Genomic DNA, 26163 nt, shown 5'->3' with positions numbered 1-26163 from the left:
TGCTGTAATCTGCCAAATCTGCGTGAAAAAAAATCTTTTTAATCCTTTAATCTGTGGCTAAAACAAACTTCGTGCCTTAGTGTCTTCGTGGCAAAACAAAAAAAACTAACTAACCACAAACAACCACAAAACCATGATTCGCCAAGCCATTCTTATATCCTGTGGCTTTTTTATAAACACTTTATTGGCACAGGAAATACCCAAAATTATTACTTCAAAAACCAATTATCTTCCAGATTTTAGTTATGCGGGGTATCATTTCGGCGAAAGCCAGATTCCTGAAGCTAATGGAAAAGTTATCAATGCAGTTGATTTTGGTGTAAAAGCCAATGACCATTTAGACGATTCAAAAGCACTCTTAAAAGCCTTTAAAGCTGCTAGTGCTGTTGAAGGGAATGTAATTTTACAATTGCCAGCTGGACGCATTATCTTAAGTGAAATTCTCTATATCGAAAGAAGCAATTTTGTACTTCGCGGTACAGGTTCTAACGAAAACGGAACTGAAATCTACTGCCCAAGACCGATGATGTATCTCAAAGATTCTGATGTTTTGGCTGAACTTCGCGAATATTTAACCGCTTTTGATAAAAGACAGCGTGAACCTGAAAACAATATCGATTTGCCTTTCTCGCAATACGCTTGGTCTGGAGGTTTCATCTGGACTCAAGTTCCGGGCGAACGTGTAAAGTCCTATTTAGACAAATACGAACCAGAGTCTAGTCCGTTGGCCAAAGTCAGTTCGGGGAAAATGGGCGAACATATTATTACGGTTTCTGATATAAAAGGATTAAAAGTTGGCGATGTTGTCGAGTTGCAATTGTTTAATAAAGATGGTGAAAATGGCGAAATCATCAAAGATTTATATCAAGGAGCTAAAGTAAAACCGGGATCTCATCATTGGAAATTTCCAAAACTTCCCATTGTGAGACAACAGGTTGAAATTACTAAAATCTCTGGCTCAAAAATTACTTTAAAAACACCTTTAACCATTTCAATTAAACCAAGTTATCAGGCGCAATTGGTTGAGTGGAAACATTTAAACGAAGTCGGAATCGAGCATCTTCGTTTTACGTTTCCTGATATTCCAAGAGTTGCACATCATGTTGAACCTGGCAATAATGGTATTTTCTTGACTCGTCTTTTCAACAGTTGGGTTAAAGATGTCAAAATCACCAATGCCGACAGCGGAATTCTTGCCGAAGAAGTTGCAAACGTTACCATTCAAGACATCACAACCGATGGACCGCATTTATCGCATTACACCGTAACTTTAGGCGGCGTGCACAATATTTTGGTTAAGAATCTCAAAATCTATAATTCTGCCGTCCATCCTTTAAGTTTCAACACTTTTGCAACTAAAAATGTCTATCAAAACTGCGAGATATTTACTGATCCACTTCTAGATCAGCACTCTGGAGCCAATCATCAAAATTTATTTGATAATATTACCGTTCACATAAAAACAGACAAAAATAATAGTTACGCTTTGTTTGGAGGCGGAGGTGCAGATTATTGGAAACCTTCTCACGGGCCTTTCAGTACGTTTTGGAATCTGAATGTTCAGGTGGAAAATCCTGATGCATCGAAACCAGTTTTATTGTACGGAATGAAAGACGGCGCTTTAGCAAGAATTATTGGTGTTCAGGGAAATGCAAAATTTGAAATCAAATATGACATTGATCCGTATATTGAATTTTTGAATATGCCAATTGAGAAGATTCCTTCTTTGTACGATTATCAATTAAATAAACGTTTGAAAAAATAAATTTAAACACATAGAAACATAGCTTTTAGGAACGTAAAAAGGCGTTTCACTTGCATAAATAATCATAGATTTTGCGTGAAACTATGTGTGAAAAACTAGTTTTTTTTAATGCCTTTTTTATAAAAAGAAAAAATCTATGTTTCTATGTGTTTAAAATTAATCTCGCAAAGTCGCTAAGACGCAAAGTTTTACTTGTTCATTTTAATCATTAATTAAGTATAGTTTGTCACTTTCGACAAAGGAGACTCAAGCGATAGCAAACAAGCGAAGCAAATCTCCACGAGTAACTCTATAAAGATTGACGAAATTCTGTACGGAGCTACTTGCGAAGATTTTTCCTTCGTCGAAATGACAAAAATGAGAAAACCTTCGCGTCTTAGCGACTTTGCGAGATTAAATCATAACTAAAAAAAAACTTTGCATCTCTGCTCCTTTGCAACTTTGAAACTAAAAATAAACGCTATGAAACTTAAAATAGCTCTTTTATTATTTGTATTTATTAGCGGGAATCTGTTTTCCCAAAATAAATACCGTCTTAAAAATTTCTCTACGACAGATGGGCTTTCGCAGAGTTCTGTCATTGCCATTCATCAGGATAAACTAGGACAAATGTGGTTTGGAACACGCGATGGTCTTAATAAATATGATGGAAGCCGTTTTACGATTTTCAGGAACGATGCTGCAGATAAATTTTCGATCAGCAATAATGATATTTTAGCCATTGAAGAAGACGATTCAGGAAAAATCTGGGTGGGAACTTACAACGGACTAAATTGCTATGATCCCGTTTCGAATCGTTTTACAAGATATCTTCATACCAAAGCCAATCATACCATTAGCAATAATGCAGTTTGGAGCATGAGAGAAATTGGAGGCGAAATGTGGTTTGGAACTTCAAAAGGATTAACAATTTTAAATAAAAAATCAGGATTATTTACTTCCGTTTTTCATTCCGATGATGATGCTTCTACCCTTCCGAGCAATAATATTTTAAGCATTCTAAAAACCAAAAAAGGCGAAATCTGGATTGGAACAACAAAGGGTTTATGCCAATTGACCAGTCGAAAAAATGGTAAATTATCTTTTAAAAATTATCCATTAAACACAACTGACTTACTAAACGTTCAATCGGTTATTGAGAGCAAAGATGGCAGCTTATGGGTTGGGACAAAAAACAAAGGCCTTTTAAAATTCGATCTAAAAGAAAAAGCTTTTATTTCTTTTTTACCGGCTGAAAAATACCGCGAAATCAATACCGATATTCGTTCTTTAGTGATTGACAATCAAGGTTCTCTATGGGTTGGCGCTTATGACGGAATTTATATTTTAGGTAAAGAGAAAAATATTCAAAAAATCAATAATAGCAATAATGCCAACGGAATCGACAAAGTAAAATCTATTTTTATGGATAAAAAAGGTTCTATCTGGATTGGCTGTTATTACAAAGGCGTAAATCTTTGGGACGTTTCGAATGTCAATTTCTCCAATTACAATCAGAATTCAAAAAAGATTCCAATAAGTTTTGATGTGGTAAGTTCAATAATTGCAGATAAAAACCAGAATATTTATTTTGGAACTGAAGGCGGTGGAATTAGCATTTACAATACAACTACCGAAGCTGTAAGTTATATCAATAGTAAAACTGGACAAACTCATAAAAATGATATCAAGGCCATGTGTCTTGCAGACGATCATATTTTATGGATTGGAACTTTTTCGAAAGGATTATCGGCTTACAATACCATTTCAAAAAGAATGGAAGATAATAGAATTGCATCTGATTTAACCGAATTACTGAAAGAAAGCGGTGTTTATTCTCTTAAACCTGAAAATAAAATCTTATGGATTGGAACTTTTGGCAAAGGTTTAATTCGTTACAACACATTAGACAAAACCTTCCAAATTATTGGAAATGATACTTCTAAACCTGTTTTTCTAACCAATAATATGGTTCGCAGTATTTTGATCGACAAACAAAATTCAATCTGGCTCGGCACGCAAAATGGTTTAAATCGTATTTCGCTTCAAAATTTTGATTCTAAGAAATACCAAATACAACATTTCTTTTACGATCATTCGGCTTTGTCGGGAGATGATATTTTGACTTTATTTGAAGATTCTCAAAATAAAATATGGGTAGGAACAAAAGCAAAAGGACTTCATGTTTTTGATGGAAAAAAGTTCACCAGAATCAATCTTAGAAGTGGAAATACGGTTATTACCTCTATTCATTCGATTTTAGAAGATGACGATAAAAACTTATGGATCAGTACCAATCAGGGAATTATCAAGTACAATACAATTAAAAAATCGGTTGTTATTTACGATCAGAAAGATGGTTTGGCAAGTAATGAATTCAACGATAATTCGGCTTTAAAAGTAGGTTCCAATCAGTTTTATTTTGGAAGTCCGTCCGGTGCAACTTTTTTCGATGCCACAAAAATTTCCTTAAATAAGTATGCTCCACAGGTTTTAATTACCGATTTGAAAATTAAAAACGAAACGGTAAATGCGCATGATAAAGACGGAATCTTAGAACAGAGCATCGGCTATACTAAAACGATCACTTTGGATTATGACAAGGCAAATTTCTCGATCAGTTTTGCGATTCCAAATTACATACGATCCAAAAATAACCAATACAGTTATCGTTTGGTTGGTTTAGAAAACAACTGGACAACCACTAAAAACAGCGAAGCAAATTTTGCGATTCAAAATCCGGGCACTTATACTTTTGAAGTTCGAGGCGCCAACAATGACGGCGTTTGGAATCCAACTCCAACAACTTTAACCGTTATTGTAAATCCAGCTCCATGGCGCAGTATTTGGGCATTTATTCTTTACGGAATCATAATTGGTTTAGGTTTATATGGCCTGATTTGGATTATGAAATCGAAAGCCAGACTGAAACAAAAACTCGAACTGGAATATCTGGAAACGCAGCGTATTGAAGAAAACAACAAGCTGAAACTAGATTTCTTTACCAATATTTCGCATGAATTTAGAACACCTTTAACTTTAATTTTAGGTCCGTTACAGCAAATTTTAGCCGATTACAACGGAACCAACGAAATGTATAAAAAGCTTTTGGTTATTGAAGGAAGCGCGAATCATCTTTTGAGTTTGATTAACCGTTTAATGGATTTCAGAAAACTGGAAAATCATCAGGTTACACTAGAATCGGCAAACGGAAATATTGTCAAATTTACCAAAGAAATCTTTTTATCATTTATTGAATATGCTAAAGACGGTGGTTACGAGTATTCGTTTGAAACTGAAAACGAAGAGATTCTAGTTTATTTTGACCGCTATAAATTGGAACGCGTATTTTATAACCTGATTTCAAATGCTTTTAGATACACTCCAAAAGGCGGTTCGATCAAAATTAAAATCAATCAAGACCAGCAAAATCTGTTTATTGCTGTTGAAGATTCGGGTGTAGGAATTGCCGAGGAACATATCGATAAAATTTTCGATCTGTTTTTTGAAGTTCCGACACATAATCAGGTTCAGAAAAATTACAATAAAGGAACAGGAATCGGGCTTTCGATCGTTAAGAACATTGTTGAACTTCATAAAGGAAAAATTGATGTTACCAATAAACCTTCTGGCGGAGTTATTTTTAAAGTGACTTTACCGCTTGGACGCGAACATCTTCTGGACGACGAAATTATTCCTGATTTTAAAATCAGTGACGATATTGCACAATACGCAGCTCAATTAGAATCTTCAGAAATTGCAGAAAATGATGATATCGAAGATTTAATTGTAAACGAAGAAAAGCAGACGATATTAATTGTTGAAGATCATAAAGTCTTGAGAAAGTTCATGAAAAACCTGCTCAAAAAAGACTATAATATTATCGAAGCCGAAAATGGCAAAATTGCTTTAGAGAAAGCTTTAAAATTTGTTCCGAATCTGATTATCAGCGATGTGATTATGCCAGAAATGGTAGGAACTGAATTGTGTTCGAAAATCAAAGAGAACATTAAAACCAGTCATATTCCAGTTATTCTGCTGACTTCAAGATCTTCATTGGTTTACAAATTTGAAGGATTAGAAAGCGGTGCCGATGATTACATTAGTAAACCATTCAATTTAATGGAATTCAGGCTTCGCGTTAAAAACCTTTTGAACACGACGGAACGTTTGAAAATCAAATTTTCGAGCGAAGACAGCTTTATTCCGTCAGAAATTACGGTTTCTTCTCTAGATGAAGAATTATTGAAAAAAGCATTCAAGATTGTAGAAGAAAACATTTCAAACGAACAATTCGATATTCCGTTTTTCTGTTCAGAATTAGGCGTAAGCCGAACGATGTTATTCTTAAAAATAAAAGCTTGGACCAATTGTACGCCAAATGAATTCATACATGAAATCAGATTAAAGCGTGCGGCTCAATTATTAGAACAAAATAAATTAACCGTTTCTGAAATTAGTTATAAAGTCGGTTTCAACAATCCGAAATACTTTAGCAAATGCTTTCAGAAAAAGTACGGCGAAACTCCATCTCAATACGCCGATAAATTTTATAAATCTTCGACGATTGAATTGTGAAATGTGAGATGTCAAATGTGAGATGTGAATTGTTAGAGTTAACTAATCTTTTTCACTTTTTACAACTCACATTTCACATCTCAATTAAATAATCCGCATTTTTAAAGGCTTTAAAAAGGGTATCTGTATTTTTAGATACCCTTTTTTGTATTTCTATTTCTTTTTTGGCTTCTACATTTGCGATATGAAAATCAAAAAAACAAAATTCTTATTGCTGCAAATTTTCTTTGTCATCATCATAATAGGAATGAGTTTATTGCTTTTCTACTTTATCTAACTTATTAACCTTAAAACCAAAAAATGAATGTTTACAAACCACAAAAACAAATCGTTTAAATGGTGTTTTCTAGTATCTTTTTTACTGGTAAATATCGTGATGCATGCACAGGAACGAAAAGTAACTGGAAAAATAACTTCCAGCGAAGATTTGCTCGGGCTTCCTGGTGCTAATGTCTATATCAAAAACTCCTCTGTAGGCGCTTCTGCCGATATGGACGGAAATTATACTGTAGTTGTAGGAGAGAAAAATGCTGTTTTAGTTTTCAATTTCGTAGGATTTCAAACGGTTGAAGTTCCAGTTGGAACCAAAAATGTTATCAATGTAAGTTTAAAACCAGATACAAAAGCGCTTGACGAAGTAATCGTAGTGGGTTACGGTACACGTAAAAAGAGTGACATTACAGGCTCTGTATCTTCTGTAACGGCAAAAGAGCTGACAGCTTTTCCTGTTTTAAATGCAGAACAAGCTTTACAAGGTCGTGCGGCGGGTGTTTCGGTAATGACCAATAACGGTGGCGAGCCTGGAGCTCCAACAAAAATTAGAGTGCGTGGAGGAACTTCTATTAACGCGAGCGGAGATGCTTTGATTGTTGTAGATGGCTTTGCTGGTGTTTCTATGCCAGCTCCTCAGGACATTGCTTCTATTGAAGTTTTAAAAGATGCTTCGGCAACTGCTATTTACGGATCTCGCGGATCTAACGGGGTTATCATGGTAACAACCAAAAAAGGAAAACCAGGAAAACCTGTAATTGAGTTTAGCAATTCGACTTCTATTCAATCCGTAAATAATAAATTAGATTTATTAGATGCTGATCAATTTGCGGCTTATAGAAAGAGTTTTACTACGCACACGCAAGGTCCTGCAAATACAGATTGGCAAGATGAGATTTATCGTGAAGGAATGATTTCGAATACGCAATTGTCTTTCTCAGGCGGATCTGAAAATATCAGATATTATGTTTCTGGAACGTATTTCAACCAAAATGGAGTTGTAATCAATTCTGGAATTGACAAATACACGATTGTTGGTAATCTTGAGGCCGATTTAACTCCAAAATTTAAAGTAGGTTTAAACACTTTTACAAGCAAGCAGAACAAAGAAGGAATCGTAAGTCAGACAAGTGCTGGAGGAACTGGTGCGGCTGGTGTAATTGCTTCTGCATATCGTTTTATGCCTGATAAAGGAATTTACAATGCAGACGGAACTTATACCACAACGGCTCCTATTGGAGACGATATTGACAATCCGTACGCAACAGCAATGGAAAATATTTTGGAAACTGTTTCTATCGTAAACCGAAACAATTTCTTCGCTCAATATCAAATTACTAAAGATCTTGATTTTAAAACTACTTTAGGTTTAACCGATAATAATTCGCAAACAGGAAGATTTATTCCTTCCACTTTAATTGCTGGAAAAAACATCAAAGGAGAAGCTTCTGTAAACAACACAAGATTTTCTTCTTTCCTGACAGAGAATTATTTGACTTTCAAACGTGAAATTATCGATAAAGGAATGCTGACAGTTCTTGGAGGATACTCTTACCAGAAAAATAAAAACGAAAATTCGTATGCCGCTTCAAGAGGATTTTTGACGAATACGAATTCATACAGAAATTTAGGTGCTGGAACTGTTTTCTTAAAACCTGATTCTGGTTTATCTGAAACGGAATTAATCTCTGCTTTCGGAAGGTTGAATTTTGATTATGCAGATAAATATTTGCTAACGTTTACAGCAAGACGAGACGGTTCTTCAAGTTTTAGTAAAAACTACAAATACGGAACTTTCCCTTCTGGAGCCATTGGATGGAACATTAGTAAAGAAAACTTCTTAAAAGACAATAAAACGGTTTCAAACTTAAAATTAAGAGCAAGTTATGGAGCAACAGGAAACCCTTCAATTGGTGCCTACTCTACTCTTTCTAGATTTTCTGAAATCTATTATGTAAGCGGTGACGTGATTACCAATGCGGTTCAGCTGACTTCACTAGACAATCCGAACTTAAAATGGGAAACTTCGTATCAGCAGGATTATGGAATTGATTTAGGTTTATTTGACAACAGAATCAGTATTACGGCAGATTATTATAAAACGATTACCAAAGATTTATTGTTCAACAGACCGCTTCCTGGAATTTCTGGAATTGCTTCTCAGCTTCAAAACGTTGGTGAATTAGAAAATAAAGGATGGGAATTAGGTATTAATACCAGAAACTTTATTGGTGCTGATTTTACTTGGTCAACAAACTTTAATATTTCTTCAAACAAAAACAAAGTTTTAAAATTGGCTGATAACAAAGATCTTTTAATCAACTCTGCTCCTGGACATTTCTTAGCAACAGAATCTCAGATTTTAAGAGTTGGAGAGCCTGTTGGTTCGTTCTTCGGATTTATTTATGATGGCGTAATTCAACAAGGCGAAGCAGTTTTGCCTGGAAACTTTGAAACTGTTGCAGGTGGCGAAAAATTTAGAGATGTAAATGGCGACGGAAAACTGGATTCTCAAGATAAAACAATCATTGGAAATCCAAACCCAGATTTCATCTTCGGATTCAACAATGATTTCACTTATAAAAATCTTGATTTGAATATCTTCTTTCAAGGTTCGCAAGGAGGTCAAATCTTAAACTATACTTTGATGGAATTGGCTTCTGGAAACAACAATGCTACAACTGAAGTTTTAGATGCTTGGACACCAACCCATACCGATACAAATGTTCCTGCAAATGCAGCGAGAACAAAAAGAATCACTTCAAGATTTGTTTATGATGGAAGTTATATCCGTTTAAAAAACATCTCTATAGGATATAGTTTAGATGAAAAAATTGTTTCGAAAATGGGATTAAGCAAAGTTCGCTTTTACATCAGTGCACAAAACCTTTGGACCATTACTGATTATCCAGGAACAGATCCTGAAACGAATTACTTAAACGACACGAATTCTAGAAGTAATACCAATTTAGGATTGGATTATGGAGGATATCCAAACGTAAGAACATTTACAGCAGGATTCAATTTAAAATTTTAATCTAAAACAATTATGAAAAAATATATAGCTCTTCTTTGCTTTGGAACAATGGCGTTTTTCAGCTGTTCTGATCTAGAAGAAAAACCAATAGGAATTATTCGTCCAGAGAACTTTTTTAATAATACAGACGATTTGCAGGCTGCTGTAAACGGTGCTTTTGCCAACATTGGTCACAATAATTATTGGGGAAGAGAATTTACAATTGCCCTTATGCTTCGTGACGACATGTCTGATATTGGCGACAGAACAACGCAAGCGGCTCGTATTGATGTAAACGATATGTCAATGAATGATACCAATGCGCTTGTGGCAAACTTTTGGCCTCAATCGTATGTAATTATCACAGCCGCAAATCAGGCGATTGAAGGCGCTAAAAAAACACCTGGCGATCCAGCAAAAGTCAACGCTATTGCAGCTCAAGCGTATTTTGCAAGAGCTTTTGCTTATTATCATTTAGTGCGCCTTTTTGGTGATATTCCGTATGTTGATTTTGTGGTGAATGATGTCAATCAGGTAAACTCGATTGGAAAAACAAAAGAAGCGGATGTTTATCCAAAAATTATTGCCGATTTAGAATTTGCGAAACAATGGTTGGAGGATAAACCAAAAGTGAAAGCTGTTCCTGGCAAAGGTACTGCGGCAGGTTATTTAGCTTCTGTTTACTTGACTTTAGGAAATTTTCAAAAAGCATATGATGAAGCAAAATTTGTAATTACAAACGAAGCTAAATTTGGTTTAGGTTTGGATGCTGATTTTCAGGATTTATTCAACGCTACTAAAACAGCTACTTTAAAAGAACCTCTTTTTACAATTGACTTTAACAATTTAACCTCTGGAAATTACGGTCAAGATTATACCGCGTTTTTCACTGGATCGTTAAAAGATGATAGTTATAGCTACGGACAAGGATTCTCTGTTGCTGTTCCGTCTTTAAAAGTTTTCAACACTTGGGATCAGAGAGATTATAGAAGAGCGGTAAGTTTTGATACCATTATCAGAAAGAAAACGGGACCAGGAGGAGCATTACAAGTTTATCCTTCAAGCGATAACGAAAAAGCACCTCGCCCGCATATTGCCAAATATTTCCGTTTTCCAGGAAAAGCAGGTGCTAACGGAAGAACTTCTCAGCACAACTACATTACCATGCGTTTTGCAGAAGTTTTGCTGACAGCAGCAGAAGCTTTAAACGAAATTAATCCGGGAACAACAGAAGCTAATGGTTATGTAAACCGTGTTCGTGCAAGAGCAAGAAACAAAGCTGGAAAACTGGTTTCTTTTCCTGCAAACGTAACGCCAAATCTTTCTCAAGCCGATTTCAGAAAAATGGTTATTGACGAAAGAAGATTAGAACTAGCTTTTGAATATGTAAGATGGTACGACATTAAACGATTAAAAATCGGACCCGAAGTATTTGGACCAGATGGCTTAGAACCACATGCCAATTTTGATCCAAACAAAGATTATTTATGGCCGTTGCCGGGAACAGAATTGGCTATTAATCCAACCCTAAAACCAAATAATCCTGGTTATTAATAATATGGAACGCGGATGAAACGGGTTTGCTATCGCAAAAGCGCGGATTGCAACGGATTTTTTAATCACATTGTGTATAATTAGGTTTCACGCAGATTTAAAAAGATTTAAGCTGATTAAAATTGATTAAAAAAAAATCTGCTTTATCTGCCAAGATCCACTTAAATCTGCGTGAAATAAAAAAAATCCGTGCAAATCAGCGTCTTCGCGAAAGCGAATCCGTCCAATCCGCGTCTAAAAAAATATTAACTGAATATGCTTTCAAACACATAGAAACATAGATTTTTTTTTAATAATAGGCTGAAGAAAATGACTAGTCATTAACACATAGCTATGTTTATTTGAATAAAGTGAAACGCCTTTTAGGTTATCTATAACTATGTTTCTATGTGTTAGAAATTCATTCAGTATCTACTAAAACATATATTATTTTAATATGAAGAATGTCAGTTTCATTTCTTTAATTCTTGGGTTTGCATCGCTGGTAACAGCATGCAAATCCGGAATTAATACTCAAACAAAAATTACCTCAACAACGACAGAAAAACTGGAAACGCGTTACAAAATGTTACTCGATTATCCTGTAGATTCGATGTCGATGCCGAGAAGTATGAATGTAAAAACTCTTGAGATTCGCAAAGTGCCGTCAAGAGACTGGACAAGCGGTTTTTTTGCTGGAAATCTTTGGCAATTGTACCGATTAACAGGCGACTCAAAATATAAAGAACAAGCTCAAAAATGGACTCCTTTCAGCAAAAAGGAAAGTGTCAATAGTAATTCGCATGACGTAGGTTTTAAAGTGTTTTGCAGTTTTGGAGAAGCGCTGAAAGTGGAAAACAAGAAAGAATACGAAGCGGTAATTGTTAAAGGCGCTGAAACTTTATGCACAAGGTTTAATCCAAAAGTGGGTTCTATCCGTTCTTGGGATTTCAACAAAGAAATTTGGGATTATCCAGTTATCATCGACAATATGATGAATCTGGAATTGCTTTTTGAAGCATCCAAAATATCTGGAAATCCAAAATACCGCAATGTTGCAATTAAACACGCCAATACAACTTTGAAAAATCAGTTTAGAGAAGACAATTCATGTTACCACGTTATCGATTATAATCCAACAACTGGTGAAGTTAGAAAGAAAACAACCCTTCAAGGTTACAATGATGATTCGGTTTGGGCACGCGGCCAAGGATGGGCAGTTTACGGATTTACAATGTCGTATCGATATACAAAAGATCCAGCTTATCTAAAACAAGCCGAAGCAACGGCCAATTTTTTTATGACCAATAAAAACCTTCCAGAAGACGGAATTCCATATTGGGATTTTAAAGATCCTAGTATTCCGAATGCTCCTCGCGATGTTTCCGCGGCAATGGTTATGACTTCAGGATTATACGAATTGTATACGTATACCAAAAATAAAAATTATCTGGCTTTCGCCGATAAACTGATGGCTTCGGTACAAACGGATAATTATATTTTAGATACTAAAATTAAAGCACCGTTCCTATTTGATCACAGTACAGGAAACTGGCCAAAACATGATGAAATTGACGAACCTATAATCTACGCCGATTATTATTATCTGGAAGCTCTTTTAAGAAAAAGTGGCAAAGGAACAAAGTAACAAAGCAACAAAGTTTTTTTTTGCCTTTGTAATTATGAACCTTGAAATCTTTGAGCCTTTGTACCTCTGAACCTCTGAACCTATACACACATGAAGAATTATCAAAACAATACATTTTCAATTTTTGCGCTTTTTGTTTTGTTTCAAATTTGTCTGAGCAGCAGTTTTGCTCAGACAAAGATGAACATCAATGACAATTGGCTTTATTTAGAAAATGATACTCAAAAACTAAACGAAGCGCAAAAAGCTTCAAACTGGACTTCATTAAACTTACCTCACACTTGGAACGCCGAAGATGCAACCGATTTATACCCTGGTTACAGACGCGATGCCAGTTGGTATCAGAAGAAATTAAATATTGAGCAAATCGATAAAAACCGTGTTTATTCATTATACTTTGAAGGTTCAAATGTAACCACGAAAGTATATGTAAACGGCAAAGAAGCTGGTTCGCATATTGGCGGTTATATTGGCTTTTCAATAGACATTACCAACTTTATTAAAGAAGGAAACAACTATATTTTTGTTCGTGTGGATAATAGTTATGATATTGAAATAATTCCGTCTCAAAAAAGCGATTTCTTTATTTATGGCGGAATCACGCGCGATGTGTGGCTAGTTTCGAAATACAAAAATCATATCGAAAATATAAAAATTACAACTCCTGAAGTTTCTGCCAAAAAAGCTTCGGTGCAAATTGTTTCTACTTTTGTAAACCCTGAGAATTCAAAAGATTTATCGTTAACCGTAACACTTAAAACTCCGAAAGGGAAAAAAGTGGCAAGTAAAACCGTTTTGGTTTCAGATAAAAACTCAACCATCACTTTTGAAAACATTAAAAATCCAGAACTTTGGGATACCGAAAAACCAAATCTATACCGACTTTCTGCTGTTTTATCAGAAAAAAATCAGATTAGGGATAGTGTTACTGAAAAAGTAGGTTTTAGATGGTTTGAGTTTAAAGATCATGGTCCTTTTTACCTTAACGGAAAACGTTTATTAATTCGTGGTACACATCGTCATGAAGAACAAGCTGGAGTTGGTGCTGCAATGAGCAACGAACAGCATTGGGCAGATATGAAATCGATTAAAGAAATGGGCGCTAATTTTGTTCGTTTAGCGCATTATCCGCAAGATCCTGAGATTTACAAAGCTTGCGATGAATTAGGCTTATTGGTTTGGGATGAACTGCCGTGGTGCCGCGGCGGAATTGGTAATGATGTTTGGAAAACAAATACCAAAAACATGCTGGCAGAAATTATCAATCAAAATTACAATCATCCGAGCATTATTATCTGGTCTTTAGGAAACGAAATCAATTGGCTTCCAGATTTTCCTGATGGAGATAATGCGGATAAAACCAATGTGTTTTTAAATGAATTGAATGATCTCGCTCATAAACTCGATCCCGCAAGAAAAACGGCTATTAGAAAATATTATGAAGGGTCTCATATTGTAGATGTCTTCTCACCTTCTATCTGGTCGGGCTGGTATTCTGGAAGTTATAAAAGCTACCAGAAAGCAATTGATGTTTATAAAAAAGAATACAAACATTTTATTCATGCTGAATATGGCGGAGACAGTCACGTAGGACGCCACAGCGAAAATCCTGTAACAGGCGAAAATGTAATAAAAGCCGAAGGTTGGGAAGAAGCCATTGTACAAACTAAAGTGGCTAACATTGCCCAAATTGGTGATTGGAGCGAAAATTATATAGTTGATTTGTTTGACTGGCATTTGCACATATCCGAGAATGATCCAACGTTTGTGGGAAATATTCAATGGGCATTTAAGGATTTTGCAACGCCATTACGTCCAGAAGATGACATTCCATATATGAACCAAAAAGGTCTTACGGATCGAAACGGAATTCCGAAAGATGCGTATTATGTTTTTAAAAGTTATTGGGCAAAAGAACCTTTCGCTTACATCGAATCGCATACATGGACGGAACGTCAAGGTCCAGAAAATACGCCAAGAACAATCAGTGTTTTCAGTAATTGCGAGAAAGTAACGTTATTTCAAGACGGCAAATCATTGGGAGAAAAACAGCGAAATCTTTCCCTTTATCCTGCTAATGGCTTAACTTGGGATGTCAATTTTAAAAAAGGAGAAAACATACTAATTGCCATTGGTAAAAATAAAGATGGAAAAACGGTTTCTGATACGATAAAAGTCAATTATCGTTTCAATAAAAATGATACGGCTTCTTCTTTGCAATTATCATCAGAAAAACTAAAAAATGGCAATTATCTGGTTACGGCAATTGCAATCGATAATAACAATTTGCGCTGTTTGGATTATGAAGCGAGTGTCTATTTTCAATGTCTAAAAGGCGGAAAAACATTAAAAAACCAAGGAACACCAACCGGAAGTGAATCGATTAAAATGGCAAACGGAAAAGCTTCTATAGAGGTTATCCCTGACGGTTCTGGCAATCCGATTGAAATGACGGCGTTGAACCAGAGTTTTAAAGGGGAATATTTGAAGATTCCAGTTGAATAAGATTTTCTAGCCACAAAGACGCTAAGACGCAAAGTTTTTTTAGTCTAGTTTGTCATCCTGACGAAGGAAGGATCACACTCGTAACTCTACAAAGATTGGTGACAAAGATTGCGGAGCTTCTAGTGTGATCCTTCCTTCGTCAGGATGACAAAAAAACAAATGAAAAAATCTTTGTGCCTTAGCGCCTTTGTGGCAAAAAACATAATAAACAAATTTACAATGAAAAAAATTCTAACATTATTATTCCTAACCTCGTTCGCAATTGGACAATCACAAGGTTTAATTTCTAACGTACCAAACAGAAACACCACTTCTCTAAACGGAGTTTGGAATTACATTATCGATCCTTACCAAACTGGCTTTTACAGCTTTCACCTTGACCAATATGATAAACAGGAAAAACCAACAAAAGGAGCTTTTTTTACGAATTACCATGCTCAAAACAAACAGGAATTGGTAGAATATGATTTTGATAAATCGCCAACAATTACGATTCCTGGCGATTGGAATTCGCAGGTTATGGAACTGAAATATTATGAAGGAAATGTATGGTTTAAAAAGTCTTTCGATTACAATTTAGCACCCAACAAACGTCTGTTTTTATATTTAGGAGCTATTAATTATAAAGCTGATGTTTATTTAAACGGAAAAAAACTAGGAACTCATGAAGGCGGTTTTACTCCGTTTAATTACGAAGTAACTTCTATTGTTCAACCAAAAGATAATTATTTGGTTATAAAAGTGGATAATACGCGCCATAAAGAAGATGTTCCAACCGTAAACACCGATTGGTGGAATTACGGCGGAATCACTCGCGATGTGACTTTAATTGAAGAGGAATCTTCATTTGTGGAAGATTACAACATTCAGCTGAAAAAAGGCAATGCGAATGTTATTTCAGGATTCATCAAGATCAACAATTTAGATGCATCAAAAAATCAGATTTCGATTGCTATTCCTGAATTAAAAATCAATTACAAAGGAAAAGCGGATAATAATGGAATTCTAAATTTTGAAATCCCAGCAAAAAAGATCTCTTACTGGTCGCCAGAAAATCCGAAATTATATGATATTAGCATTGACTTTAACGGAAAAAAATTAAATGACAAAATTGGTTTCAGAACAATTGAAACGCAAGGTGATAAAATCTTATTAAACGGAAAAGCAGTCTTTTTAAGAGGAATCTCTATTCACGAAGAAAATGCAAAAGGCGGACGTGCTAATTCTGAAGAAGATGCTTTACGTTTGTTGAACTGGGCAAAAGAATTAGGCTGTAATTATGTTCGTCTGGCACATTATCCGCATAACGAGAACATGGTTAGAGAAGCAGATAAAATGGGATTAATGGTTTGGGAAGAAATTCCGGTTTACTGGACTGTTGAATTTACTAATAAAAATACGTATCAAAATGCCCAAGATCAATTAACGGCTGCTATTACAAGAGATAAAAACAGAGCGAGTATTGTGATCTGGTCAATGGCAAATGAAACTCCTGTTTCTGACGCTCGAAATACTTTTATCACGAATTTGGTCCATCATACAAAATCATTGGATAATACAAGGTTAATTAGCGCCGCTTTATTAACGCATAACGGAAAGATTGACGACGAAATTGGCAAATCGCTTGACATTATTGCTTTCAATCAATATTTAGGCTGGTACGGCGGTAACTTAGAAAATGCTGAAAAAACATTCTGGACTACACCATACAACAAACCTGTTTTCGTTTCTGAATTTGGAGGTGATGCAAAAGCGGGCTTTCATGGAGAGAAAAACGAACGTTGGACAGAGGAATATCAGGAATATTTATACATTCAGAATCTAAAAATGATTGAAAAGATTCCTCACTTAAGCGGGACAAGTCCATGGATTTTGGTTGATTTTAGATCTCCGAAAAGATTGCTTCCAGGTATTCAGGACGGTTACAATCGTAAAGGTTTAATTTCAAATGATGGTGAAAAGAAAAAGGCATTTTATATTATGCAGGATTGGTACGCAAAAAAGAGAAAGGAATATTAAAAAATTATTCTAACAGAACGTTTATCTGTAGAAGACGCACTCCAGTGCGTCTAACGTATTGTAAATGCCGCTGTGTAGACGCACTGCAGTGCGCCTCTACGGAAAATAGGATCGGAAATAGAATTGTTTTATCAAAACTGTTACCAATTCATTAACAAAAAACAAACTGTAAATTATATGATTTTTCTTCATTATTAACTTACTTTGTAGTTATTCTAAAAATTGTAATCCTATGAAAAAAATTTATTTACTGGCAGTTACATTGTTTGCTGCCTTTACAGTTCAGGCACAAGAAGTGGTGAAATTTGCTCCATTAGACAACAGCCCTGTTGATATTTCTTATTTCCCAAACAAGGCGGTTAAATTCAAAAAAACAGATAGTCCAAATCCGGTTATCAAAGTTACTTACGCAAGACCTTCTGCAAAAGGAAGAACTATTTTTGGCGATGTTGTAAAGTTTGGAGAAATCTGGAGAGTTGGTGCTAATGAAAATACAGAGATTAAATTCTACAAAGATGTAACTATTGGCGGTAAAAAAGTTCCTGCAGGATATTACAGTTTATTTGCTATTCCAGAAAAAGATAAATGGACGATCATTATCAATAAAGAATTGGATTTATGGGGAGGTTATGCTTATGATGAAAGTAAAGATGTGGTAAGAGTTTCAGTTCCTGTAAAACCAGTTTCTGAAGTTATCGAAGCCTTATCTATTGCCTTTACAACTCAAGGTAATGTAGCAAATCTTGTTATTGGTTGGGATAAAACAACAGTTGAATTACCAATTACGATTAAATAAGTTTTAATGATATATGCCACGAAGGCACAAAGTCGCAAAGTTTTTTTTAAGCTTTGCGACTTTTTTTGTTTAACCTCAAAAGACATTAAGATTTATGCAAGATCTTAAAGCTTTATCACGCAATCTTGTCATTTCGACGAAGGAGAAATCTCCGTAAGTAGCTCCGCAGTAATAATCCATTCTTTGTTGAGTTTCTCGCGAAGATTTTTCCTTCGTCGAAATGACAAAAATAAGGTTATTTCACAAAAAAAATCCCTTTAAGATCTTATTCTCAAAGGGATTATTGTAATTGTTTTATATGCTTAAACCTTTGCGGTCTCAATAATTTTATCCAATGTAATTGGTAAATCTCTAACACGTTTTCCAGTTGCATTAAAAACGGCATTTGCAATTGCTGGTGCCATTCCGACTAAAGCTGTTTCACCCAGACCTTTTGTTCCCATTGGGTTACTTATTGGGTCTTTTTTATTAACGAAGAACACTTCTTGTTTTTCTATATCTGCATTTACAGGAACATGATAATCAGCGAAATTATTGTTGATTGGACGGCCAAAACGATGATCGATTTCTAATGCTTCCATCAATCCCATTCCGATTCCTCCTACTGCTCCACCAAACATTTGTCCCGCAGAAGTTTTCTGACTGATTACGGTTCCAATATCAGCACAAGACACAACATGAGCCAATCTTATTTTACCCAAATTCGGATTCACTAATACTTTTACAAAATGAACCGAAAACGAATAAATGGAATATTTCTTCGCTTCTTCTGCAGCTTTAGAAAGATTTTCTACTTCAAAATCTTCTAATTTATTACTGCTTAAAAGTGCCGCTAATGTAACCGATTTAGATTTGTCTTTTTTAGAAGAAACTGCACCATTTTCAAAAGTTAAATCTGTAAGAGCGATTCCTTTTAAAGCAGGATTTTTGCTTCCCAATTCAATTATTTTATTCAGCAATAAATTACAAGCATCATGAACAGCAGAACCAACAGACGAAGTCGTTGCCGAACCACCTTGCGTTGGGCCTTTTGGCAATCCGCTTTTTCCCATTTCGATAACTACATTTTCAGCTGGCAAACCAATTACTTCGGCTCCAATAGCAGTCATCATGGTTGCCGTTCCGGGTCCCATATCATTTACACTGCATTGCAATACCAAATCTCCATTAGCCAAAAATTTTGCCTTTACAGAAGTTGGGCTTCGATAACAGCCGAAAGTTCCAGTTCCCATTCCGTAACCCACTAGCCAGTTTCCTTCTTTAACAGAACCGGGTTCATTTTTGCGGTTTTTCCAGCCAATACGTTCCATTCCGCCTTCGTAACATTCTAAAAGAAATTTACTACTCCACGGTTTATTTTGTTCCTGATCTTTCTCGGCATAATTCAGTTTGCGAAATTCAATCGGATCTAAGTTTAATTTATAAGCCATTTCATCCATCGCACTTTCTAAGGCAAAAGAACCTGTCGCCTCGCCCGGTCCACGCATCCAGATTGGTGTGCACGTATCCAAAGGCACAATTCTGTAACGTGTCGAAACATTGGCACAATCATAAATAAATCGGGACATGTTTACGGTTCCTTCCATGAAATCTTCATAGCTTGAAGTCATTGCAACCGCTTCATGCGTTAATCCAGTCAGTTTTCCATCTTTAGTTGCCCCAAGCCCCATTTTCTGAATCGTGTAAGGTCTGAAACCAACATTGGTAAACATCTGTTCGCGATGCAGTACTAATTTCACAGGACGATTTAATTTCTTAGCTCCAATTAAAGCTGCAATTTCATACGGCCAAGTGTGCAATCCCATTCCGAAAGCGCCTCCAAGATATTCGGCGTGAACTTCAACATCTTCGACAGGCACTCCAAAAACTCCGGCAACACTTCTACGCGTTCCCTCGACACCTTGACTTTTTGTATATAAAATGGGGTTATTTCCCTCCCATTTGGCTATGATATTTGCCAGTTCCATTGGGTTATGCACCTCGGTTGGAATCGTATATTCGGTTTCTAGAACAACCTCAGCATTTTTATAACCGTCATGTTCACCACGATGGTAATCATTTCCTTTATCGGTTTCGACTTTCTTTTCTTTTTCAGCTGCTTTTTTAAGTTCTGTCGAATGCTCTTCTTTAAAATAATCGGCTTTAATTAAACTCGCCGCATATCGCATACGCTCAAAAGTATCGGCAATAACCAAGGCAATGGGCTGATCGTAATACAAAACCGAATCGTCCTTGAAAATCTGCAAGGGCTGACCAAAATTATGCTTATCTTTTGCTTTTTCGTAGCCAGCAGGTTTATCCACATTTAAATGCGTAATTACAGCCAAAACTCCTGGCGCCCATTCCGCTTTTTTAGTATCAATGGTTTTAATTCTTCCCTTCGCAATCGTACTTCCTACCAAACAAGCATAAACAACGCCTGCTGTTTTATATTCTGCCGAATAAGTCGCTGAACCCGTTACTTTAGCAAATCCGTCAACTCTATTAATATTACTTGTCTTGCTCATAATTTAATTATTTTGATGCTGCTATTGTAAGTGCTTCTGCTATTGCATTCTCTCCAAGCGTTATTTTAAAATTATTATCACCGAATCCTTTTGCCCCTTTCATAGACAAATGGCCTGCTTGTTTAAATAGATCTTCCGAAACTGTTTTTCCTTTCAGGAATTTTTCTGTTTCAGTCAATCGCCATGGTTTATGTGCCACACCTCCCATAGCCAATCTGACATCATTTATGGTATTGTTTTTTATATCTAAAGCCACAGCAACAGACACCAATGCAAAAGCATAACTCGTCCTGTCACGAACTTTTAGATAATGCACATTTTTAGTGAAATTATTATCTGGAATTTCAACAGCAGTAATCAATTCTCTGCTGTCAAGTGTATTGTCTTTTTCTGGTGTATTCCCAGGAAGTTTATGAAAATCAGTAAACTTAATTTCTCGTTTTCCTTTTGGACTATCTACCAAAACTGTTGCATCGAGCGCTGCCAAAGCCACACACATATCACTTGGATGAACGGCAATACAACTATCCGAAGTTCCAAAAACAGCCGCCATTCTATTAGAACCGCCAATCGCACCGCATCCGCTTTTTGGTACTCGTTTGTTGCAAGGCATATCGGTATTGTAATAATAAGAACATCTCGTTTTCTGCAGCATATTACCTCCAACTGTCGCCATGTGGCGAATTTGCTGAGAAGCTCCAGCAGCTAATGCTAACGCCAACAAAGGATATTTTTCTTTAATAGAAGCATCTTCGGCAACCTGACTATTTTTTGCCAATGCACCAATCGAAACTTTTCCTTTTAAAAATTCTATTTTCTTTAAGTCTAATCCGTTAATATCAACCAATTTATCTGGAGCGACAATATTCTTCTTCATCAAATCCACCAGATTTGTTCCTCCCGCAATAAACATGGAAGAATCATCTTTTGCTTTTCCCGTAATTGCCGAAGAAGATGACAAAGCTTTAATTATCTGAAAGTTTTTCATATTTCCTTTCCTCCTTCCTTCACTTCCGTTATGGCGTCAACGATATTATGATAAGCACCGCATCTACAGATATTACCACTCATATATTCACTAATTTCTTCTCTGCTATTAGCATGGCCTTCTTTGATACAAGCAATTCCAGACATAATTTGTCCTGGAGTGCAATAGCCGCACTGAAAACCATCATGCTTGATAAAAGCTTCCTGCATTGGATGCAGTTTTTTTCCTTTCGAAAGTCCTTCAATCGTAGTTACCTGTGCGTTTTGCTGCATTGTTGCCAAAGACAGACACGACAAAATTCTAGTTCCATTTACATGCACCGTACACGCGCCACATTGTCCGTGGTCACATCCTTTTTTGGTTCCAGTAAGCTGTAACTGTTCGCGAAGCAAATCTAACAACGTAGTTCTTGGCTCAATATTCAGATTGTGTTTTGTGCCATTTACTTCAATAGAAAGCGGTACTGTTTCTAAATATTCCGCTATTTTTTCATCCCATTTCTTTTCTGTAGCCATAACCAATGAAGGCGGCGTCAGGGCAAGGGCGGTAAAAAGTCCTGATTTCTTTATAAAGTCACGACGCGAATTGGAATCTTCGGGTGTTACTTTATTCTGATTTGTTTTTTTAGAAGCCATTCAGTCTATTTGTTAAATTAGCAAATTCGCTTTTGTCAATCTAACAAATTTAGCGATCTTATGTAAGAAAAAATTATAAAATTCAAACATTACTCTTATTTAGAATAATTACAATTTCTTTCTTTTTTTAACCGCAAAGAGCGCAAAGGATTTTCGCAAAGTTCGCTAAGTTATTTTTCTCTCGCAGATTTGGCAGATAATGCAGATTTTGAATACGATGAAAAGATTTACACAGATTCTTTATGATAGAAATAAATAAAAAATCTGTTTAGATCTGCAAAATCTGCGAGAAACAAAAATTATACACATTAAAATTTTGCGTTCTTTGCGAAAACCCTGTGCGCCTTTGCGGTTAATTTTTTCACGTAGATTAATTCTGAAATTGTATTTTTACTGAACTAAGCCCAAATTATGCCACAACAAGAAATCATTTATCTTGATAATAATGCCACGACCCGTGTTGATGAGCGAGTTTTGAATGCAATGCTTCCATATTTTACTGATTTGTATGCGAATTCAACAGGAACGCATTTAGCGGGATTAACGGTAAAAGAAGCTATTGAAAACGCCGCATGGCAAACGGCAGATTTAATAAATGCCGATGCGGAAGAAATAATATTTACTTCGGGCGCGACTGAGGCAATTAATCTCGCAATTAAAGGTTTAGCCGATCAAAACCGAAAACATATCGTTACCATTCAGACCGAACATAAAGCGGTTCTGGAAACCTGCCATTTTATGGAAAGCATTGGTTTTGAAGTAACTTATCTCCCAACTCATTCTGACGGACTTATAAGCCTTCAATTTTTAGACGAAATAATTACAGATAAAACACTGGTTTTCATAGGAATGTTTTCTAATAACGAAACTGGTGTCATACAAAACATCAGTGCAATTTCTAAAATATTGAAAGCTAAAAATGTGCTTTTTATGTGCGATGCTACACAGGCTGTTGGAAAAATTCCTGTTGATGTAAAAAAACTCGGAATTGATCTTTTGACTTTATCCGCACATAAATTTTACGGTCCGAAAGGAATTGGTGCTTTATATGTTTCGGCGAAAGCCAAAATAAAGTTATCTCCTCAAATTCTTGGAGGCGGACAACAAAGAAAATTACGAAGCGGAACGCTAAATATTCCCGGAATTATAGGTTTAGGAAAAACATCGGAAATTGCTGTAAATGAATTAGAAAAAGATCAAAATAGAATTTCTCTATTAAGAGACAAACTTGAAAAAGGTTTGTTGCAATTTGAAGGTTCTTTTGTAAATGGAAATATAGAAAACAGAATTTACAATACTTCTAATATTTGTTTTCCAGGCGTGAATTCAGAACAGCTGATTTTGGCTTTAGGAAATATTTCTGTTTCGAATGGCGCTTCTTGCTCTGCAGTTACTTCTAAGCCTTCTCACGTTTTAAAAGCCATGGGATTGTCTGATGAAGAGGCTTTGAGTTCGATTCGTTTTAGTTTAGGAAGATTTACTACTTTTGAGGAAATTGATATTGCTATTGAGCGTGTTTTGAGTCTCGCTAGGCAGTTTGCCACGAAGACGCTAAGGCGCTAAGTTTTTTTCTTTTTTTATACTTTTAATCTCGCAAAGCCGCGGAGACGCAAAGTTTTTATGAATTGCTTCCTGTTAGTCTGCCACGAAGGCGCTAAGGCGCTAAGTTTTATTTTTTTTTATACTTTTAATCTCGCAAAGTCGCGGAGACGCAAAGTTTTTATGAATTGCTTCCTGTTAGTTTGCCACTAAGGCGCTAAGACTCTAAGTTTTTTTTCTTTTTGTATGTTTTAATCTCGCAAAGTCGCAGAGACGCAAAGTTAATTTTTGTCATCCTGACGAAGGAAGGATCACACTAGAAACTCCATAAAGTAAATCCTCAATCTTTGTCAACTCCCGCGTGTGATCCTTCCTTCGTCAGGATGACAAACTGCATCTAGAAAAGCCGTGTAAAAAAACTTTGTCACTCTGCAACTTTGTCCCTTTGCCCTTCGCTTCTCTGCAACTTTGCGAGATTAAAAAAAATAAAACTTAGCGCCTTAGTGCCTTTGTGGCAAAATCAAGAAATCAACTTAGAGTAATCTTCCTCGGTATCAATATCAATATTCCCTTTTTCGAAAAGAACTGAAACTACATCTTCAGCATATTTTTTAATGAGCTTTTTAGCGCCTTCTTGTCCTTTTAGCTCTAGAAGTTCTTGAAAGTATTTTTTATGAAATAAAACTGGCGTTCCTAAAGTTTCAGAATAAGCTGAGGCTGCGATTCCTTTTTTGGTTTTATTAGACTCAAAAATTAAATTTTCAAAGACAGAAACCGTTACAAAAGGCTGGTCGCAAACAGCTAAAATGCATTGTTCACAATCTGGATTTAAAAGCAATAATTCCTTAATTCCTTTTACAATTGAAGAAGACATTCCGTTTTCCCATTCCGAATTAAATGAAAATGTTATATCAGTTAAATTAAGCTCTTTTTCAATTAAATCATGGTTTGAACCTGTCACGACTATTACAAATGAATTTTCAACCTTCAAAGCTTCTGAAACGGTGTTTTTCAACAAAGTCGATTCTTTATATTCCAGCAATTGTTTGGGTCTGCCTAATCTGGAAGAATTCCCCGCCGCCAAAATAATAATGCCTGTTTTATTTTGATATCTATTCTCCATAATGAATTTCATCATGAATTTTCCCTTCTTTATATTTCAGCGACGTTCCTATTCTTTCTGAAGCTACAGCTTTTATTTCGGAAACAATCGACAAAGCAATTTCTTCTGATGTTTCTGCGCCAATATCGAGCCCAATTGGAGTATGAATTCTTTTCATCTGCTCTTCGCTTACTGTAATTCCTTCGATCAAAAGATCGTCTAACATTCGATTGAATTTTGACTTCGGACCTAAAATTCCGATATAATGAAAATCGGTTTTTAGCAGCTTTTTCAAAACTGCTAAATCGTATTTGTAATTGTGTGTCATCAAAGCAAAATAAGTCTGATCGTCAATCACAATATTCTCTAAGAATTGTTCTGGATTTACCACCGAAATTTGATCGGCTTTAGGAAACCGTTTTTTAGTTGCATGTGTTGCGCGTCCTTCGCCAATAGCAATTTTCCAGCCTAAAATTGAAGCCATTTTTACTAAAGGCTGAATATCGTTTCCTGCGCCAGCAATTACAAGCGAAATAGAAGGTTTTATGTATTCGATTAAAGCTTCGTTGTCGTTTTCTTCCTGAAGTTTTTTCACTACAGAAGTTTTAGTTTTCAGCACTTCTTTTACATCCGAAATTAAATTTAAAACTTCCTTATTATGATTTAAAACAGGACTGTCTTTTCTAAAAAACAAAGTTGTTCCAATCTGAAAAGCATTTCTTTTCAAAGAAAAAACGGTTACAATTACAGCTTCTTTTCTTTCTAATTCCAATTGCTGCAAAAGCTCGATTGGATTATTTGGAATCTCTTCATCAATATATTCAAAAAGAATATGAACGATTCCGTTGCATCCGAGCTGTAAACCAACTTCCGCATCATCTTCGTTATTCGTATTGTAAGTAACTAATTTATTTTGTTTTTGATGGATTGAAAGAAGTGCTTTTCGTAACGCGTCGCCTTCCAAACAGCCGCCACTTATTGCACCGGTCAATTCTCCATCTTCTGTAACCAGCATTCGAGCGCCAGGCTGTCGATATGACGAACCTTCAACTTTAACGACCGTTGCTAGAGCTGTTTTTTTTCCTTCGGATTTTGCTTGCGAATAGGCTTTCAGAATTTCGTTGATTTCTTTCATAGATACTTCTTCATCAATAGAAACTTAATATTGATGATACTTTTTATTAGCCTAAAAGTAAAAAAATATTACAAACTTAAAGACTGCAAAGTCATTTAAGTTTATAATATTCTTTTTGAAAAGTCTTATTTAAACTGCCTAAATTCTT

The 26163-nt window shown here is 35.7% G+C and carries 14 protein-coding genes; 9 read left to right on the top strand and 5 right to left on the bottom strand.

The genetic code is table 11. The features are described 5' to 3' along the window. The first annotated feature begins 133 nt into the window (after positions 1–133). The 8 genes from ACFO3N_RS15740 (at position 134) to ACFO3N_RS15705 (ending at position 18109) form a co-directional block, all read left to right on the top strand. On the top strand, positions 134–1765 hold the full coding sequence (locus ACFO3N_RS15740) for a hypothetical protein (RefSeq protein ID WP_379799198.1): 1632 nt from the start codon (positions 134–136) through the stop codon (positions 1763–1765). Between the two features lie 462 nt (positions 1766–2227). Beyond that, complete coding sequence (locus tag ACFO3N_RS15735) at positions 2228–6322, top strand: two-component regulator propeller domain-containing protein (protein ID WP_379799196.1); 4095 nt, start codon at positions 2228–2230, stop codon at positions 6320–6322. Positions 6323–6626: 304 nt separating this feature from the next. Beyond that, entirely contained in the window at positions 6627–9629 is a 3003-nt protein-coding gene (locus ACFO3N_RS15730) for a SusC/RagA family TonB-linked outer membrane protein (RefSeq protein WP_379799194.1), read from the top strand. A 12-nt stretch (positions 9630–9641) separates the two neighbouring features. After that, a complete protein-coding gene (locus ACFO3N_RS15725; protein WP_379799192.1) occupies positions 9642–11162 on the top strand; it encodes a RagB/SusD family nutrient uptake outer membrane protein in 1521 nt (506 codons plus the stop codon). 436 nt (positions 11163–11598) lie between these two features. Then, positions 11599–12789, top strand: coding sequence for a glycoside hydrolase family 88 protein (locus tag ACFO3N_RS15720; RefSeq protein WP_379799190.1), 1191 nt, complete (start codon positions 11599–11601; stop codon positions 12787–12789). 90 nt (positions 12790–12879) lie between these two features. Then, on the top strand, positions 12880–15294 hold the full coding sequence (locus ACFO3N_RS15715) for a glycoside hydrolase family 2 protein (protein WP_379799188.1): 2415 nt from the start codon (positions 12880–12882) through the stop codon (positions 15292–15294). A gap of 219 nt (positions 15295–15513) precedes the next feature. Next, positions 15514–17313, top strand: coding sequence for a glycoside hydrolase family 2 protein (locus ACFO3N_RS15710; RefSeq protein ID WP_379799186.1), 1800 nt, complete (start codon positions 15514–15516; stop codon positions 17311–17313). Between the two features lie 232 nt (positions 17314–17545). Continuing rightward, the gene (locus ACFO3N_RS15705; protein ID WP_379799184.1) at positions 17546–18109 is read left to right on the top strand and encodes a DUF2911 domain-containing protein; all 564 of its coding nucleotides are present in this window, start codon (positions 17546–17548) and stop codon (positions 18107–18109) included. Between the two features lie 302 nt (positions 18110–18411). On the opposite strand, the gene ACFO3N_RS15700 is transcribed toward ACFO3N_RS15705, so the two are convergent. The 3 genes from ACFO3N_RS15700 to ACFO3N_RS15690 are packed head-to-tail and all read right to left on the bottom strand — an operon-like array spanning position 18412 to position 22239. Next, a complete protein-coding gene (locus ACFO3N_RS15700; protein ID WP_379799182.1) occupies positions 18412–20616 on the bottom strand; it encodes a xanthine dehydrogenase family protein molybdopterin-binding subunit in 2205 nt (734 codons plus the stop codon). Between the two features lie 7 nt (positions 20617–20623). Next, positions 20624–21604: an FAD binding domain-containing protein gene (locus ACFO3N_RS15695; RefSeq protein ID WP_379799180.1), complete on the bottom strand. Its 981-nt coding sequence runs from the start codon at positions 21602–21604 to the stop codon at positions 20624–20626. Beyond that, positions 21601–22239: a 2Fe-2S iron-sulfur cluster-binding protein gene (locus tag ACFO3N_RS15690; RefSeq protein ID WP_095930758.1), complete on the bottom strand. Its 639-nt coding sequence runs from the start codon at positions 22237–22239 to the stop codon at positions 21601–21603. Before ACFO3N_RS15690 ends, ACFO3N_RS15695 begins: the two co-directional genes overlap by 4 nt. A gap of 411 nt (positions 22240–22650) precedes the next feature. Between ACFO3N_RS15690 and ACFO3N_RS15685 the strand changes: the two genes are divergently transcribed. Beyond that, positions 22651–23802, top strand: a complete 1152-nt coding sequence (locus ACFO3N_RS15685) for a cysteine desulfurase family protein (protein ID WP_379799177.1) — start codon at positions 22651–22653, stop codon at positions 23800–23802. A gap of 496 nt (positions 23803–24298) precedes the next feature. Here the strand turns inward: ACFO3N_RS15685 and ACFO3N_RS15680 are convergent, their stop codons facing one another. Then, complete coding sequence (locus ACFO3N_RS15680; protein WP_379799175.1) at positions 24299–24916, bottom strand: nucleotidyltransferase family protein; 618 nt, start codon at positions 24914–24916, stop codon at positions 24299–24301. Next, on the bottom strand, positions 24891–26015 hold the full coding sequence (locus ACFO3N_RS15675) for an XdhC family protein (protein WP_379799172.1): 1125 nt from the start codon (positions 26013–26015) through the stop codon (positions 24891–24893). The genes ACFO3N_RS15680 and ACFO3N_RS15675 overlap by 26 nt, the downstream gene beginning before the upstream one ends. Between the last annotated feature and the right edge of the window lie 148 nt (positions 26016–26163).

The organism is Flavobacterium chungangensis, from assembly GCF_042654045.1.
Taxonomy (GTDB): Bacteria; Bacteroidota; Bacteroidia; order Flavobacteriales; family Flavobacteriaceae; genus Flavobacterium; species Flavobacterium chungangensis.
Note: the sequence above shows the minus strand (reverse complement) of the source record. Positions and strands in the feature narration are given on the sequence as shown.